General features: G+C 42.9%; 11 protein-coding genes. 5 read left to right on the forward strand and 6 right to left on the reverse strand.

The annotated features are described in order from the left end of the window. Positions 1–5 precede the first annotated feature (5 nt). Entirely contained in the window at positions 6–2,453 is a 2,448-nt protein-coding gene (locus PL85_RS03880; protein ID WP_094149376.1) for a trimethylamine-N-oxide reductase 2, read from the reverse strand. Between the two features lie 22 nt (positions 2,454–2,475). Further along, a complete protein-coding gene (locus PL85_RS03885) occupies positions 2,476–3,570 on the reverse strand; it encodes a NapC/NirT family cytochrome c (RefSeq protein WP_017044754.1) in 1,095 nt (364 codons plus the stop codon). Positions 3,571–4,136: 566 nt separating this feature from the next. Here PL85_RS03885 and cspE point away from each other — a divergent pair. Together cspE and PL85_RS18805 are read left to right on the forward strand one after the other, a co-directional pair. Next, complete coding sequence (gene cspE, locus PL85_RS03890) at positions 4,137–4,349, forward strand: transcription antiterminator/RNA stability regulator CspE (RefSeq protein WP_010317961.1); 213 nt, start codon at positions 4,137–4,139, stop codon at positions 4,347–4,349. 279 nt (positions 4,350–4,628) lie between these two features. Next, positions 4,629–4,838 (forward strand): hypothetical protein, encoded by a 210-nt coding sequence (locus PL85_RS18805; RefSeq protein ID WP_115339818.1) that lies wholly within the window; start codon positions 4,629–4,631, stop codon positions 4,836–4,838. A gap of 50 nt (positions 4,839–4,888) precedes the next feature. Here the strand turns inward: PL85_RS18805 and PL85_RS03895 are convergent, their stop codons facing one another. Genes PL85_RS03895 through PL85_RS03905 form a run of 3 tightly spaced genes read right to left on the reverse strand, consistent with a single transcriptional unit; the run spans position 4,889 to position 8,113 of the window. Continuing rightward, positions 4,889–5,362 carry a response regulator gene (locus PL85_RS03895; RefSeq protein WP_010317964.1) on the reverse strand — a complete coding sequence of 158 codons (474 nt, stop codon included), beginning with the start codon at positions 5,360–5,362 and terminating at the stop codon, positions 4,889–4,891. Further along, positions 5,349–6,686: an ATP-binding protein gene (locus tag PL85_RS03900; protein WP_017044755.1), complete on the reverse strand. Its 1,338-nt coding sequence runs from the start codon at positions 6,684–6,686 to the stop codon at positions 5,349–5,351. The genes PL85_RS03895 and PL85_RS03900 overlap by 14 nt, the downstream gene beginning before the upstream one ends. An 8-nt stretch (positions 6,687–6,694) precedes the next feature. Further along, positions 6,695–8,113 (reverse strand): SLC13 family permease, encoded by a 1,419-nt coding sequence (locus PL85_RS03905; protein ID WP_174223853.1) that lies wholly within the window; start codon positions 8,111–8,113, stop codon positions 6,695–6,697. A gap of 400 nt (positions 8,114–8,513) precedes the next feature. Between PL85_RS03905 and PL85_RS03910 the strand changes: the two genes are divergently transcribed. The 3 genes from PL85_RS03910 to PL85_RS03920 all read left to right on the forward strand — a co-directional run bounded on the left by PL85_RS03910 (position 8,514) and on the right by PL85_RS03920 (position 12,421). Beyond that, the gene (locus PL85_RS03910; protein WP_026027984.1) at positions 8,514–10,145 is read left to right on the forward strand and encodes a methyl-accepting chemotaxis protein; all 1,632 of its coding nucleotides are present in this window, start codon (positions 8,514–8,516) and stop codon (positions 10,143–10,145) included. A 54-nt stretch (positions 10,146–10,199) separates the two neighbouring features. Next, the gene (gene alr, locus PL85_RS03915; RefSeq protein ID WP_013856786.1) at positions 10,200–11,423 is read left to right on the forward strand and encodes an alanine racemase; all 1,224 of its coding nucleotides are present in this window, start codon (positions 10,200–10,202) and stop codon (positions 11,421–11,423) included. A gap of 143 nt (positions 11,424–11,566) precedes the next feature. Beyond that, on the forward strand, positions 11,567–12,421 hold the full coding sequence (locus PL85_RS03920; protein ID WP_115339820.1) for an EamA family transporter: 855 nt from the start codon (positions 11,567–11,569) through the stop codon (positions 12,419–12,421). Between the two features lie 10 nt (positions 12,422–12,431). Here the strand turns inward: PL85_RS03920 and PL85_RS03925 are convergent, their stop codons facing one another. Continuing rightward, positions 12,432–13,418: a GGDEF domain-containing protein gene (locus tag PL85_RS03925; protein ID WP_094131948.1), complete on the reverse strand. Its 987-nt coding sequence runs from the start codon at positions 13,416–13,418 to the stop codon at positions 12,432–12,434. Between the last annotated feature and the right edge of the window lie 128 nt (positions 13,419–13,546).

Consider the following 13,546-nt stretch of genomic DNA (forward strand, 5'->3'; position numbering starts at 1 on the left):
TGCTTTTACGCGCCTTTGGGCGGTGTGAATGCGGTTAGAGGAAGTGGCTCTCCTATATATTTCTCTATTTTCACAATTGAAGAGTTACCAGCACAGCCATTGGCTAACCTTGAAGTAGGTATGTCAGCGGTCAGTACGTTGCATCCACCGTTTTTACATAAACCATGAGGTTTATCAAAATCGGGCCATGCCCCTTCATGAATACAGACCGAACCTTGCTTAATTCCATCCGTGATCAGCGCGCCAACTAAGACTTGGCCACGTTGATTATAAGCACGGACAAGATCGCCATCTTTGATCCCTCGAACTTTTGCATCTTCTGGATGAATCCAGATCGGTTCACGGTTTGCTATCGCATATTGCTCGCGTAGTGCCGCATAGTTTAACTGGCTATGGAGACGATGAGCCGCATGCGATGTCATCAATTGCAGTTCATCGGCTTGAGCATTCCCTACCCACTCCGTTGGCGGCATCCACATAGGATGTGGCGGGCAATCGCTATATTTGAAGCCTTCGATGGTTTTGGAGAAGATCTCAATCTTGCCACTTGGTGTACCAAGAGGGTTCAGGATAGGATCCTCTCTGAAAGAGGAATAACGCACAAACTTCGCGTTCGCTTCGTTCCATTTCATCTCAATGAGCTGATTTTGTTTCCAAAAATAGCTGAAGTTAGGCATTGCAATCCGATTCTGGCGACCGATAGCTTGAGCTCCTTTATAGAAACCAGCCAACCATTCCATTTCGGATTTATTTTCCGTATACACTGCACGTCCGCCCGGTTTTAACAGCTCCGCCATATCAGCAAATACATCAAAATCATTTCGCGCTTCAAATTGAGGCTCAATTGCTTGTTTCATCGGCACTAAATGTTGATTGCTATAATCCCCTGTCATGGTGAGATCATTACGCTCAAATGACGTCGTGATGGGCAGTACAATATCAGCGTGTTTTGCGGCCGCAGTCCAATAAGGCTCAGAGATAACGATGAGTTCCGGCTTTTGCCACGCTTTAATCAAACGGTTGGTATCTTGGTGATGAGTAAAGTTTGCACCGCCTGCCCACCAGATCATTTTGATGTTAGGAAATGTTTTCTCATGCCCGTTGTGTTGATATTGACCGGATGGGTTTTCCAACGCTTCAACAATACGAGCCACAGGAAAACTATTTACTGCTCCAGAAACGGCCCAATCATTACCCGCAGATGAACCACCATCAATAGCCGCTGATATAGCAGGTAAAACACCCGCAGTTCGCGTTGGGTTACCGCCATTGGAATAGTGATATGAAAAACCAAACCCACCACCGGGTAAACCGATCTGCCCTAGCATTGCAGCCAGAGTGACAAGCATCCAGTGTTTTTGTTCACCATATTGCTGACGTTGGATTCCCCAACCAGCCATGATCATGGTTCTATTTTTGCTAAAAATATCAGCCAATAGCTCTAGTTGTTTGGCAGGAACGCCACAAATTGCCTCAGCCCATTGTGCTGTCTTTGGCGTGCCATCAGAATGACCTAGCAGATAAGCTTCAAACTTGTCGTAACCAGCGGTGTATTTATTCAAAAATTCGAGGTTATGTTGGCCCTTTTCAACTAGTGAGTGGGCGATCCCCAACATCATCGCAACGTCAGTACCAGGATGCGGTGCAATCCACTGAGCGTTTTCACCAAAAAATTCGATGGTTTCCGAACGCATAGGATCGATAGCGATAATGGTTTTTTTAGAATGTTTGAGTTGATTAAAAAACTCAAGCCCCGCGCCGTCGGTACTGCTCCATGCTATTTTCAGTGTATTAATAGGGTTGAGCCCCCAAAGCACCACAACATCACTACTTTCAAGTACAACAGGGTAAGTTGTTTGTTGTTCATACACTTCTATTGAGCCTACAACGTAAGGCATGATGACTTGCGCAGCCCCCGTAGAATAATCACCTAAATGACCCGAATAGCCTCCCGCCATACTCATATAGCGTTGCAGTAGGGTTTGGGCTTTATGTAAAATTCCACTGGATCGCCAGCCGTAAGAGCCCGCAAAAATTGACTCGGCTCCATAAGCAGTGCGAATACGAGCATGCTGTTGGTGGATTAATTGCAGCGCTTTTTCCCAACTAACGCGGACGAACTCATCGTCTCCTCGTTTACCATCTGGCATATGGGGATTTGCTAGAAAACCTTTACGCACCATCGGGTATTTGACCCGAGCTTGAGTATGCACTTGATCTGGCGCTGAGGTTTGTAGACTATTGGGTACGGTTTGCGGCAATGCATTCTTTGAGGAAATAATTTTCCCATCCTTAACTTCAACCAGCATAGCGCCCCAACGCCCAGCAGTCAGTACACCAGCTCCTCGCGGTGCGGAAGCGAGAACTGGCATGGGTTTAACCGAAAAAATAGCGACCGCACCTGCAGTTGCACCAGCGCTTTTTAGAAAACTTCGACGTGTGAGAGTAGTCATCACTGAATCCTTATTTCATTTTTTATTGGGCAACAACATCTTTCGCATTGTATTGGAAATATTTCGTGAGGATTTCTAGATCCTCTGCGGAAATAGAGGTACGGTCCCCCATACTTTTTGCCACAGAAGGCCACGCGTTAACCGTAAAATGGTTACTCGGAATTTTGGCATGACATGTTGAACAGTAAACATTGTCCAATTGCTCAGCGTATGCCCAAAGCGAATCCATTTTACCCAACACTGGCGTGTCGATGTCCCCGGCAAGTGTTACTTGACGCCACTGATTTCCGTAGGCATCTTCGTTATACTCTTTTACGCTCAATGCTTTTTGCCCTGCTTCAGTTAACATAGCAATCACAGCACGCTTACCTTCACCCATATACAAGACTTGTTCTGCACCTTGCATCTGATAACCACTCAATTCAACGGTGCGTTTGCCATCGCTTTCATTCAATACTTTCAGCGGCGTCGCTGGATTGATCGTTCCGAAATCAGAAATGGGCGTAGATTGCATCGCATAAACAATAGAAGTGCCCACAGGGGTTAACTTAGCCTCTTCGACTAAATGGGCTAATGCTTGGCTGTCCATTTTGACTTCAGGAAGCATGTGCGCCACACCTTTATGGCAATCAATACAGGTTTGATTATTGTCGATACCGTACTGATGCATTTTTTGTGCTTGCACCGTTTGGTCGTAAATCTCCATCGCATCTTCACTGTGACATGAACGACAGGTCGCAGAATCGTTCGCTTTTAATTGCGCCCAGACAGTTTCAGCCATCTCGGCTCGATGCGCTTCATACTTTTCAGGTGTGCTGATCTTCTTGGTAATGAACTCATGATAGATATCTTTGGACGCCCTGATTTTAGTGACTAAATAATCCATAGTATCAGTGGGGATATGGCAATCAGCACATTCTGCGCGGATGCCTTTGGCATTGCTGAAGTGTACCGAGCCTTGATACTCCTGAAAGGGTGCTTGCATAGTATGACAAGAGAGACAAAATTCCGTACTCGACGTTTTTTCTAAGATGACATGAGTCCCTCCAAGGCTTAACCAACCGAGCAGCACCCCAATAGCAAGAACTCCCACTATCATTCTTTTTTTAATATTCATTATTCCTCACAAATCTCAACGGATGTGGTTTTGACAGAACACGTTGCATTTATGTGATGCGCATCGTATTCCATAAGGAAATCATACCCCCAAAGAGGGATGTCAACTTGACAGTAGTCAATTTAGACAAGGAACAGGCGTGACCTATGTCACCTTTCCTATAAATTGATAAAATAGAAAATAAATAGCCACACAAATTATAGAAATTAAAAACACATGAAACATAACTGATTGATATTAAAAATAAAAGACAAAAACCCCAAAGATAGGCAGAGCCTTATCACTGATAATGTTGACTAAAAATGGTTTGAAAAGTAACAAAAATCACGAATAACCTGCTCAGATTCCTAATGCTCAATTATTTTAAAATAAATGCTTTACTTTGATTGAGGACCATGCGATTATGTGTCCGCTCTGTTGAACAGGGTTATTAATGTAACAAGTAAGCCAAAGTTCCCTTTCAGATTCAATTCAAAGTGTCCTCTAGTTTCATGGTCTCATTTAAATAATTCGTCTCAAAGCAACACCTGTATTTTAAAATTTTTTATTTTTATAAGGGACATAACATGTCTAACACTACTACTGGCACTGTAAAATGGTTCAACGAAACTAAAGGTTTTGGTTTCATTTCTCAAAGCAACGGCGGTCCAGATGTATTCGTACACTTCCGCGCTATCGCTTCTGAAGGTTTCAAAACTTTAGCAGAAGGCCAAAAAGTATCTTTTGTTGTAGAACAAGGTGCTAAAGGTCCTCAAGCTGCTAACGTACGTGCTGAATAATTTCGCATGAATGTGTGAGCGTTGGCACCACGCCAGCGCTCTTATTTTTACCTAGATTATAAATTATAGTTATCAACGTTATCGCTCAAACTTCTGCTCCGTTCCCTCTGCTTATCCCGTTCGAACATTCAGCCATTTTTGCATAAACCGTTTTGACAATCCTATTTCTATCTATGTAATATTTTCATTTTTACAAAGGAGATCTACTATGTCTCGTACAACTGGTAGAAAGCGTTTTTGGTTTGCTAAATCTAAAGCAACACAAAAATTACGCTCACTATGAATATTCATTTTCATATTAAACATTGCTCTTGGAATGCGACTATTCATCAACTTAATAGTGACATATTGACACGTCATATATTAAGTCAGATAAATTGCAATTTAGACACTCTTCATCTCAATTTTATTTATGATGAAGAATCTTCTCAAGGACAAATATTGAATGCTGATGACAAGCTTATTGGCCATTTTAATATCATCGATTAATACCCAAACACTTTAATAGCCGCCGTTAAAGTTATTTGGGCATTATTCACTTATCTCAGTTTTGCTAGCACTATTTTCTGATCTAATTCGTTGTGATAGTCTTTATAATCTAAACCTACTTCAAAGATGAATTCTGTCACTAAAGTGCGAACACAATCTACCAGCTCTTTCGCATTCCATGGTTTCTCAAAATACCTATTTACACCTGCAGTGTTAATCGCATTGATCGTATCTGTGTGTGTTGCTTGCCCTGTTAACAGAATTTTCTTTGTTTTCTTAAATCTGGAATCTGCTGCGACCTCGGTTAATAATTCGACTCCTGTCTTTCCTGGCATCACATGATCTGACATCAGCAGTGCAATATGCTCACCTTGTTCGTCAAACTCATCCATTAGATCCAATACTTCATAAGCCGATTCACAATCTTCAATATTCAGCCAAGAAGTGAGTGGTTGAAGATCTTGCAGTATCGCACTTAATACTTCCCTTTGATCATCGACACAAATGATATTAAGCTTCTCCATAATCGCTCTCCGTGGGTAATTTAATTCTAAATATTGTTCTTTCATTGTCACTTTTGAGTACGACATTTCCACCATACCCAGAAACAATGCGTTTCACTATTGATAACCCTAGTCCCAAACCAAACGACAACCCTCCTTTTTTGGTGGTGAAGCTTGGTTGGAATATTTTCCGTCTAGTGGCTTCGTTAATTTCAGGACCGTTATTAGCAATGGTTACCAATATACGTTGTTTACTTAATTTGGTTTGTATCTCTATCATTGGCTCTGCTATGTTAGCCATCGCATCACAGGCATTTTTGATGATGTTTACCCAAATTTGTACCAGCTCTGTCTGAGATCCTTTAAATAAGGGTAATGCAGCAGGCCTAATACGGACACTGACACGTCGTAAATCACTCTGTAATAGTGCCAATGCTCGATTGATCGTATCGTTAATATCGAACTCTTCATCTTGAGTAATTTCAGTTCGGCCCAGTTGTTTTACTGATTTAACAATGCCAACAGTATGTTTAGAGGCCAAACGTAAATCATGCAAGTCACGGCCCATTTGCCAATAACGGATAGCTAAATGTGGATTTTTCAGCCAGTGCGAAGATAAGTAGTCTTCTGGAACCGCTTTTGCTAAATCTCTTGCCACATTTTTAGGCAGGGCGTATTGCTTTTCGAAAAGAGCACCTCGCCTTCTAGCTTCGTTTGACGATACTTTCTGACCATACATCAAGCCAAAATCGAAAAAGAGGCTCGCTTCAGGATGAACCTCTTCGAGCAGCTCCATAAACAGTACTTCTAATCGCTCAGATTTGCTACTCACTACCCCGATGGCATTGTTCAATTCATGGGCAATGCCCGCCGCTAACTGGCCCAAGGTCGTCATTTGCTCAGCCGAATATAACCTTTCTAATGCTTTTTCTTTTGCCACTGATTCTTGAGTTGCGCGTCGTTGACGGCGGGATAATTCATTCACAATAACGGGGGTAAACTGGGCGGTTAAAGGTCCATATTGATCTTCTTCTAAGACGGCCGTAGTTCGGTCGATCCAGGCAAGCTCTACCGTAGATTCAGCCACCACTGTTGAAGAAGCTATCCATTCACCAGAAAAAAAACTGTGTACGCCAATAAAAGCACCTGCACCGGCTGAAAAAACTTTTATCGGTTTATCGCCTTTTTCGTTGTAATAGCCACTCAATTCTCCCGACCATACGAAATAGAGTCGATCATTATAACCTTCTTGCTCAATGACAATACTTCCCGAAGGCAGTTTCACCATCCGTTCAGGATGGCGAAAATAACGATCAATGAGTGCAACAAGTCTTTTATCCGACATAATGCTACCTAACCGATATGACCAACCGCATGAAGTAACCAAACCATAACAAAACTGAGCAGCACCCCTATCACACCGAGGACAACCCCTACTTTAGCCATTTGGTTACTTTGAACGTGCCCGGTAGCATGCGCCAACGCATTAGGTGGTGTACTGATAGGTAATGACATACCAAGTGATGCAGCAAAGGTAACCACGAGAATCAACGTGATTTCTCCACCTAATGGAGTAAGCGAAGTCATTGAAGCACCAAGCGCGGCCATAATCGGCATTAATAAGTTCGCGGTGGCGGTATGTGACATAAAATTGGCCATAATGAGACACAAAAATGCCGCACCAAATAAAACAACGTAAGGTGAATACTGTGCAAAAGGAATGCTGTTCACCACTAGTTGCGCTAACCCCGTTTTGTCTAATGCAAGTCCTAGCGCAATACCACCAGACACTAACCACAGCACATCCCAAGAAATTTTCTTTAGATCTTCTTTGTTGATGATGCCAGTAAGAGAAAAGACAGCCACGGGTATCAGTGCAACAGTATAAGAGTTCATACCATGGGTTGAGCCCATCAACCAAAGAAGAATGGTCAGAGCAAAGGTGACATACACAATAATGGCTTTTGGTGTTTTTAAAAATTTACCTTTAATGGTCAATTCAATTTTTTGTTGCTCTGCTTTAAACATGGCGCTAATCAATACCCATGCGAGTGCCATCATTATGATCACAAACGGCACCCCAAAGGCCATCCATTCACCAAAGGTAATTAAATTTTCACCGACCAGATATTTCAATGCGATCGCATTGGGAGGAGTACCTATTGGCGTACCTATACCGCCAATATTAGCGGCGACCGGAATACACAAAGCAAAAGCAATTCGCCCTGGATCTTTTGGGCCAAACACTGCGATGACTGGCGTTAAGATGGAAAGCATCATCGCTGTTGTTGCGGTATTGGACATAAACATCGAGAAGATGCCAGTAATTAACATCAAGCCTAACATGACATACTTGGGATTCTGGCCAAATGGTTTGAGCAGCACTCGTGCAAGGTTGATATCCAAGCGATACTTAGTGGCGGCCATGGCTAAGAAAAAGCCACCCAAAAACAACATAATAATTGGGCTGGCAAACGTCGCCATGATATCAGTATGTTTTAGCAAGCCACCAAAATGAGCTTCTCCCTCAGCAAGCCTCATAAACCAGATACCTTTATCCGATACCATTAGGAGCTCTAGCACGATCACGACTACCGATGTGGCATAGATTGGGATCGGTTCAAATACCCAACAAAGAGCGGCGAGCAAAAAGATGGCAATCACTCGCTGCTGTATTACGGTCATCCCGTCAAAAGGGAAAGCGGTCATAGGCAACAATAAAATAAGTAATGGAACTAAAATAGGGATGATAAATTTTAAGTAAGGACGCACCATATAAACTCTTCCTGAGTACTCATAGAAACGATAATTAGAGGTGTACTTGAATCTCGAACAACGTTGCCATTATGTTACAGTTACTCAGCAAAAAGTTTGGTGTTAGATCAATGAACAACGATTACCACTAAGGCAAATACTCAGAATGAGGGGTCGCTTGCAAATCCTCTCACCACTCTTAGGTGTTAAACCAATAATCAACCACCCTCACATCATTAAAATTAATCGTTTTATCTTTGCACAATCAAACATCTGCTACTTTAATAGTATAGGTATCGTCAATTTATAGATAACATGATAATATCCGCGACCAATTAGGATGTAGATCACATTGTCGGTAAATGGATGTTGTTCGCTCAAGCGACTTTTGACAAAAACAATCAAAGGTAACTCATTCATGTTTTTAAAAAATCTATCCATCAGACAGAAAATTGCAGGCTCATTTAGCCTCATCGCTTTAATCAACATCCTCTTCGCTTGGTTTTTATATAGCGAACTCCAAGAAGTCAAAAGTCAGTTGGTGAATTTTGCCGACGATACACTGCCTGCACTACAACACGTAGATTCAATGGGAGATAAACTCTCCTATTGGCGTCGTACGCAGTTTGCTTCCTTGCTCACCGATGATATAAACGAAGTGAAACAACGCCTAGTGACTAGCCGTCAATTACAACAAGAGGTTGATGCAGGTTTAAAACAGTATGGTAAAAGTGTTTGGCCAGGCGAAGAAGAGCAGACATTTAGAAAACTGATGAGTAACTGGGATAGTTATATAAACATTGTGACTCAGTTTAATCAGGCTTTAGAAAGCAATAATAAAAGCGATGCCCACAAACTACTGAATCAATCGCTTGAAACTTTCACGAAAATTGAAGCCGACATAAAAACGCTGATTGGCATCTTGCAAAAAGCAATGGATGGCAACAAAAGCTATATTCTTAAAGCAGTTGACACACTGAACACTTCATCAAGTATCAGTAATGTTTCCATTATCGTCGTCATGGTCATTATCACCCTCTTCTTGACTCGCATAATTTGTGGGCCTTTGCGTTTGGTTGTTGACCAAGCAAACGCGATTGCAGAAGGTAACTTAGCAAAACAGATCGATCGTAATGCTATTGGCAATGACGAATTAGGTGAACTTGCCGATGCCTCACAAAAGATGCAGAACAATTTACGTCAACTGATCGAAGAGATCATCTCCGCTGTAACACAACTGAGCAGTGCTGTGGAAGAGATGAGTCAAATCTCCAATATCTCAGCTCAAGGTATGAAAGAGCAGCAATATCAGATCACACAAGTCGCAACAGCGATGACGCAAATGAAAGCCGCAGTGGCCGATGTAGCACGCAACACGGAAGACTCAGCATCACAAGCAAGTAGTGCCAACACTAAAGCCAAAGAGGGTGCGACAGACAATGCCGCGATGGTGAGCTCCATTCAACAAGTGGCTACAATTATTGGTCAGGCTGGCGAAACCGTTGCAAATTTAGAACAACAATCCACACAAATTAACGTGGTACTTGACGTTATTCGTAACATCGCTGAGCAAACAAACCTATTGGCACTGAACGCTGCGATTGAAGCAGCCCGCGCTGGTGAATCTGGCCGAGGCTTTGCTGTTGTTGCCGATGAAGTGCGCACCCTTGCGGGAAGAACTCAAGCTTCAACTGGCGAAATCACAACCATTATTGAAAAATTACAAACCATGGCAGGCGAAGCAAAAGAAGCAACCGAACGTTCGCGCGTCAGCATTGACTCTTGCGTCGTTCAAGGAACCCACTCGCAGCAATTGATGGTTTCAATTGAAAACTCAGTAGCTCAAATTGCGGATATGGGAACACAAATCGCCAGTGCTTGTAGTGAACAAGATTCCGTTGCCGATGAACTAAGCCGCAACATTGAAAATATCCATACGGCTTCACAAGAAGTCGCGCAGGGTTCAGAACAAACGGCGCAAGCTTGCCACGAACTCAGTCAATTATCGGTCACATTGCAAGACGCAATGGGGCGTTTCAAACTTAACTAAAATAGAGTCAGCCCCTAACGGGGCTTTCTTGTTTTTACTTACCTAGGAGATAGAATGAATTTCAAAGCCTCTTTTCTTACACTGTCAATTGCCATGGCTTTACCCTCTTTTTCAGCGACTTCTGCACCTTTGAGCCTTAACGTCAGTGAGCCTTCTATACAAGAAATTCAGCAATCCAATACTTGGCTTGAGATCGATCTTGGCCAATTCAAACAAAATATTGAGCAGTTTAAGAGCCACATCAACAGCCAAACTAAAATTTGCGCCGTGATGAAGGCTGATGCTTACGGCAACGGTATTCGCGGTTTAATGCCAACTATTCTCGCGCAAGGGATCCCTTGTATCGCAATTACCAGTAATGCAGAGGCTAGAGCCGTACGTGAGAGCGGGTTTAAAGGCCAGTTGATGCGTGTTCGCTCTGCGAGCATTGATGAAATCGCACAAAGTGTCGAGTTAGATATCGAAGAGCTCATCGGTAGTAAAATACAAGCTGAGCAACTCGCTCAGCTAAGCCAGCAAAAAGGTAAAACGATAAGAGTACATTTGGCATTAAATGATGGCGGTATGGGACGCAATGGTATCGATATGTCAACCGATGCAGGAAAACAAGAATCGATTGCGATTGCTACTCAAAGTGGCATACAAATTGTTGGGATAATGACGCATTTCCCCAATTACAACCCAGACGAAATCCGCAGCAAGTTGGCCAGTTTTAATACCAATTCAGCTTGGTTGATTCAGCAAGCAAACCTAAAACGCGATGAACTGATTTTGCATGTTGCCAACTCCTACACTGCTCTCAATGTACCGGAAGCACAACTTGATATGGTACGTCCTGGCGGCGTCCTATATGGCGACTTACCAACTAACCCGGAATATCCGTCAATCGTCTCATTCAAAACACGTATTGCGTCATTGCATCATCTTCCTAAAGGAAGCACTGTTGGCTATGACAGTACATACCGCGTAACCAAAGAGAGTGTTTTGGCAAATCTGCCTGTTGGCTATTCAGATGGTTACCCAAGAAAAATGGGCAATCGCGGTGACGTATTGATTAACGGTCAACGAGCAAAGGTGGTTGGAGTAACCTCAATGAACACCACATTGGTTGACGTAACCGATGTGAAAGGCGTCCTTCCTAATCAGGAAGTCACCTTGTTTGGCGCGCAAAAGCAAGGCCGAATCACTGTCAGTGAGCTGGAAGAAAATGCAGAGCTCATATTCCCTGAACTGTATACGATTTGGGGAACGGCAAACCCTCGTTTCTACATCCACTAAGCCAAGCCCACTTAATTTATCTTTTGGTCCGTGAGTGTTTTGCACTCACGGTATCCCCTTTTAATTCACCGCTCGTTGTTCCTATTAACCCCTTTATTTTTCAGGCATAATCGGCCCGTTCCTTTTATTTCATATGGATGCGCATGCAACCGATTAAATCCCCTATATTCTTGGCTGTGTTAACTCTACTCTTGGCCATGACCACCATTCAATCTGGCGCGTCACTAGCCAAGCAGTTATTTCCTATTGTTGGCCCAGGTGGAACAATTGCACTGCGCGTTGGTCTCTCTGCATTAATACTGTTAATGATTTTTCGCCCATGGCAGTTACGACTTTCTCTTTCACAATGGCGCTCAATGATCATTTACGGAGCAAGCCTAGGTGGCATGCAACTGATGTTCTATTTTGCTATTGAACGAATTCCTCTTGGTATTGGGGTTGCGTTGGAGTTTTCTGGGCCATTACTCATTGCATTTCTCTCATCTAAACGCAAAAAAGATCTGATTTGGGTTGCGCTTGCTATTTTGGGCATTGTTTTTTTATTGCCCGATCTAACGGGTGTCGATGCACTTGATCCGATTGGCGTTGCACTGGCTTTAGCGGCCGGCGGATGCTGGGCAGCCTACATATGGTTTGGTCAAAGGGCGGGGAGTGTCGGTTCTGGAGGCGCAACCGTTGCGATAGGGATGACAATTGCGACCCTGTTTGCGTTTCCAATCGGCGTTGTATTATCAGAGGCGTCTATTTTTACGTGGTCAATACTGCCTATGGCGTTATCTGTCGCGATTCTTTCAAGCGCCGTACCTTATTGCCTAGAAATGTCGGCTTTAAAGCGTTTGTCTACACAACACTTTAGTGTGTTAATGAGCTTAGAGCCCGCCATCGCCGCATTAGCTGGATTAATTATTCTTCAAGAACAATTAAGCTTAACGCAATGGATCGCCATTACGATGATCATCACTGCCTCAATGGGTAGCACGCTATCGGCGAAGAAATAAGGTGAACCGTTCAAAATAGTTCGGCACTACTGTCCCCCTCTTCGTTTTCAATGAATACACCGCTACGCAACAAGTCTTCATAACATTGTACTTGATTGCGGCCGTGGTTTTTGGCGAAGTAGAGTGCTTTGTCTGCTCTATCTAGAATCGTTGAGAGATATTCTCTTGGCGAGATAGAGCAGATACCAATGCTAAGCGTGATATGTTGAACCTGAGGAAAACGAAACTGCTCTATGTGCTGTCTAAACCTCTCGGTTCTGTTTAGCACGACCTCATACTCACTGGCAGGAAAAATAATGACGAACTCTTCTCCACCAAACCGAAACAGTTGTTCTTGATTAAGAAAAAAATTCTGCATTTGCTGAGCCACCAAGAGCAAAACTTCATCGCCAATCAGATGGCCAAAATTATCATTGATCCGTTTAAAATGGTCGAGATCAATGATGGCAACCCAAGGCATCACTGAACCTACTGTCGTCGTTTCAGGAAGCACATCAAAGCTAAGGCGCAACCTATCCTCTAACGTCCTTCGATTCAACAACCCTGTCAGTTTGTCACGCTCATTTTCATGCAATAATAAAACGTAATTTTGGTAAATTTTAACAAAGCCTTCAATGAGCATTCGATATTGTTTGGGCGGAACTTTTAGAATCAGAGACAACCTAGCAGAAAAACTATCGTTGATCGCAATAGGGTAAATGCAATGGTATCCGTTTGTACCTAAATCTTCTATTTTGGGCTCGATATCAGAATGGTTATGTTCATAACTTGGAACCGTCTCGCCCTCATATTCCCAGTTAATTTCAAATTTTCCAGGTATACGGCTACAGATAGTAGCTTTTGCAATGACATAGGAATGAGGTCCAATATAATGTTCTAAGCAGGCCGATTTCAGAGGCAACATCTCGACTAGAGCGCTGATGACACAATAACCCAATGACACCGCATTTTTCTGCCCCGTAATTTCAACAACAGATTGGAGAATTTTATCGTCCATGCGCCCTCCCGAACATCTCTTATGATCAGTATAGGAAAGAATGGATAGCGTGATGTTATAAAGTTTGTATCAATTAAATAACTCTCGAGTACTGTAGAACGAATAAAAAGCAGCCTAGGCTGCTTTTT

This window comes from Vibrio anguillarum (genome assembly GCF_001989995.2).
Lineage (GTDB): Bacteria > Pseudomonadota > Gammaproteobacteria > Enterobacterales > Vibrionaceae > Vibrio > Vibrio anguillarum.

Bases quoted from the DNA above. Each gene is read 5' to 3' on its own strand.
- PL85_RS03880 (WP_094149376.1), bottom strand. From the start codon at position 2,453: ATGACTACTCTCACACGTCGAAGTTTTCTAAAAAGCGCTGGTGCAACT.
- PL85_RS03885 (WP_017044754.1), bottom strand. From the start codon at position 3,570: ATGAATATTAAAAAAAGAATGATAGTGGGAGTTCTTGCTATTGGGGTG.
- cspE (WP_010317961.1), top strand. From the start codon at position 4,137: ATGTCTAACACTACTACTGGCACTGTAAAATGGTTCAACGAAACTAAA.
- PL85_RS18805 (WP_115339818.1), top strand. From the start codon at position 4,629: ATGAATATTCATTTTCATATTAAACATTGCTCTTGGAATGCGACTATT.
- PL85_RS03895 (WP_010317964.1), bottom strand. From the start codon at position 5,362: ATGGAGAAGCTTAATATCATTTGTGTCGATGATCAAAGGGAAGTATTA.
- PL85_RS03900 (WP_017044755.1), bottom strand. From the start codon at position 6,686: ATGTCGGATAAAAGACTTGTTGCACTCATTGATCGTTATTTTCGCCAT.
- PL85_RS03910 (WP_026027984.1), top strand. From the start codon at position 8,514: ATGTTTTTAAAAAATCTATCCATCAGACAGAAAATTGCAGGCTCATTT.
- alr (WP_013856786.1), top strand. From the start codon at position 10,200: ATGAATTTCAAAGCCTCTTTTCTTACACTGTCAATTGCCATGGCTTTA.
- PL85_RS03920 (WP_115339820.1), top strand. From the start codon at position 11,567: ATGCAACCGATTAAATCCCCTATATTCTTGGCTGTGTTAACTCTACTC.
- PL85_RS03925 (WP_094131948.1), bottom strand. From the start codon at position 13,418: ATGGACGATAAAATTCTCCAATCTGTTGTTGAAATTACGGGGCAGAAA.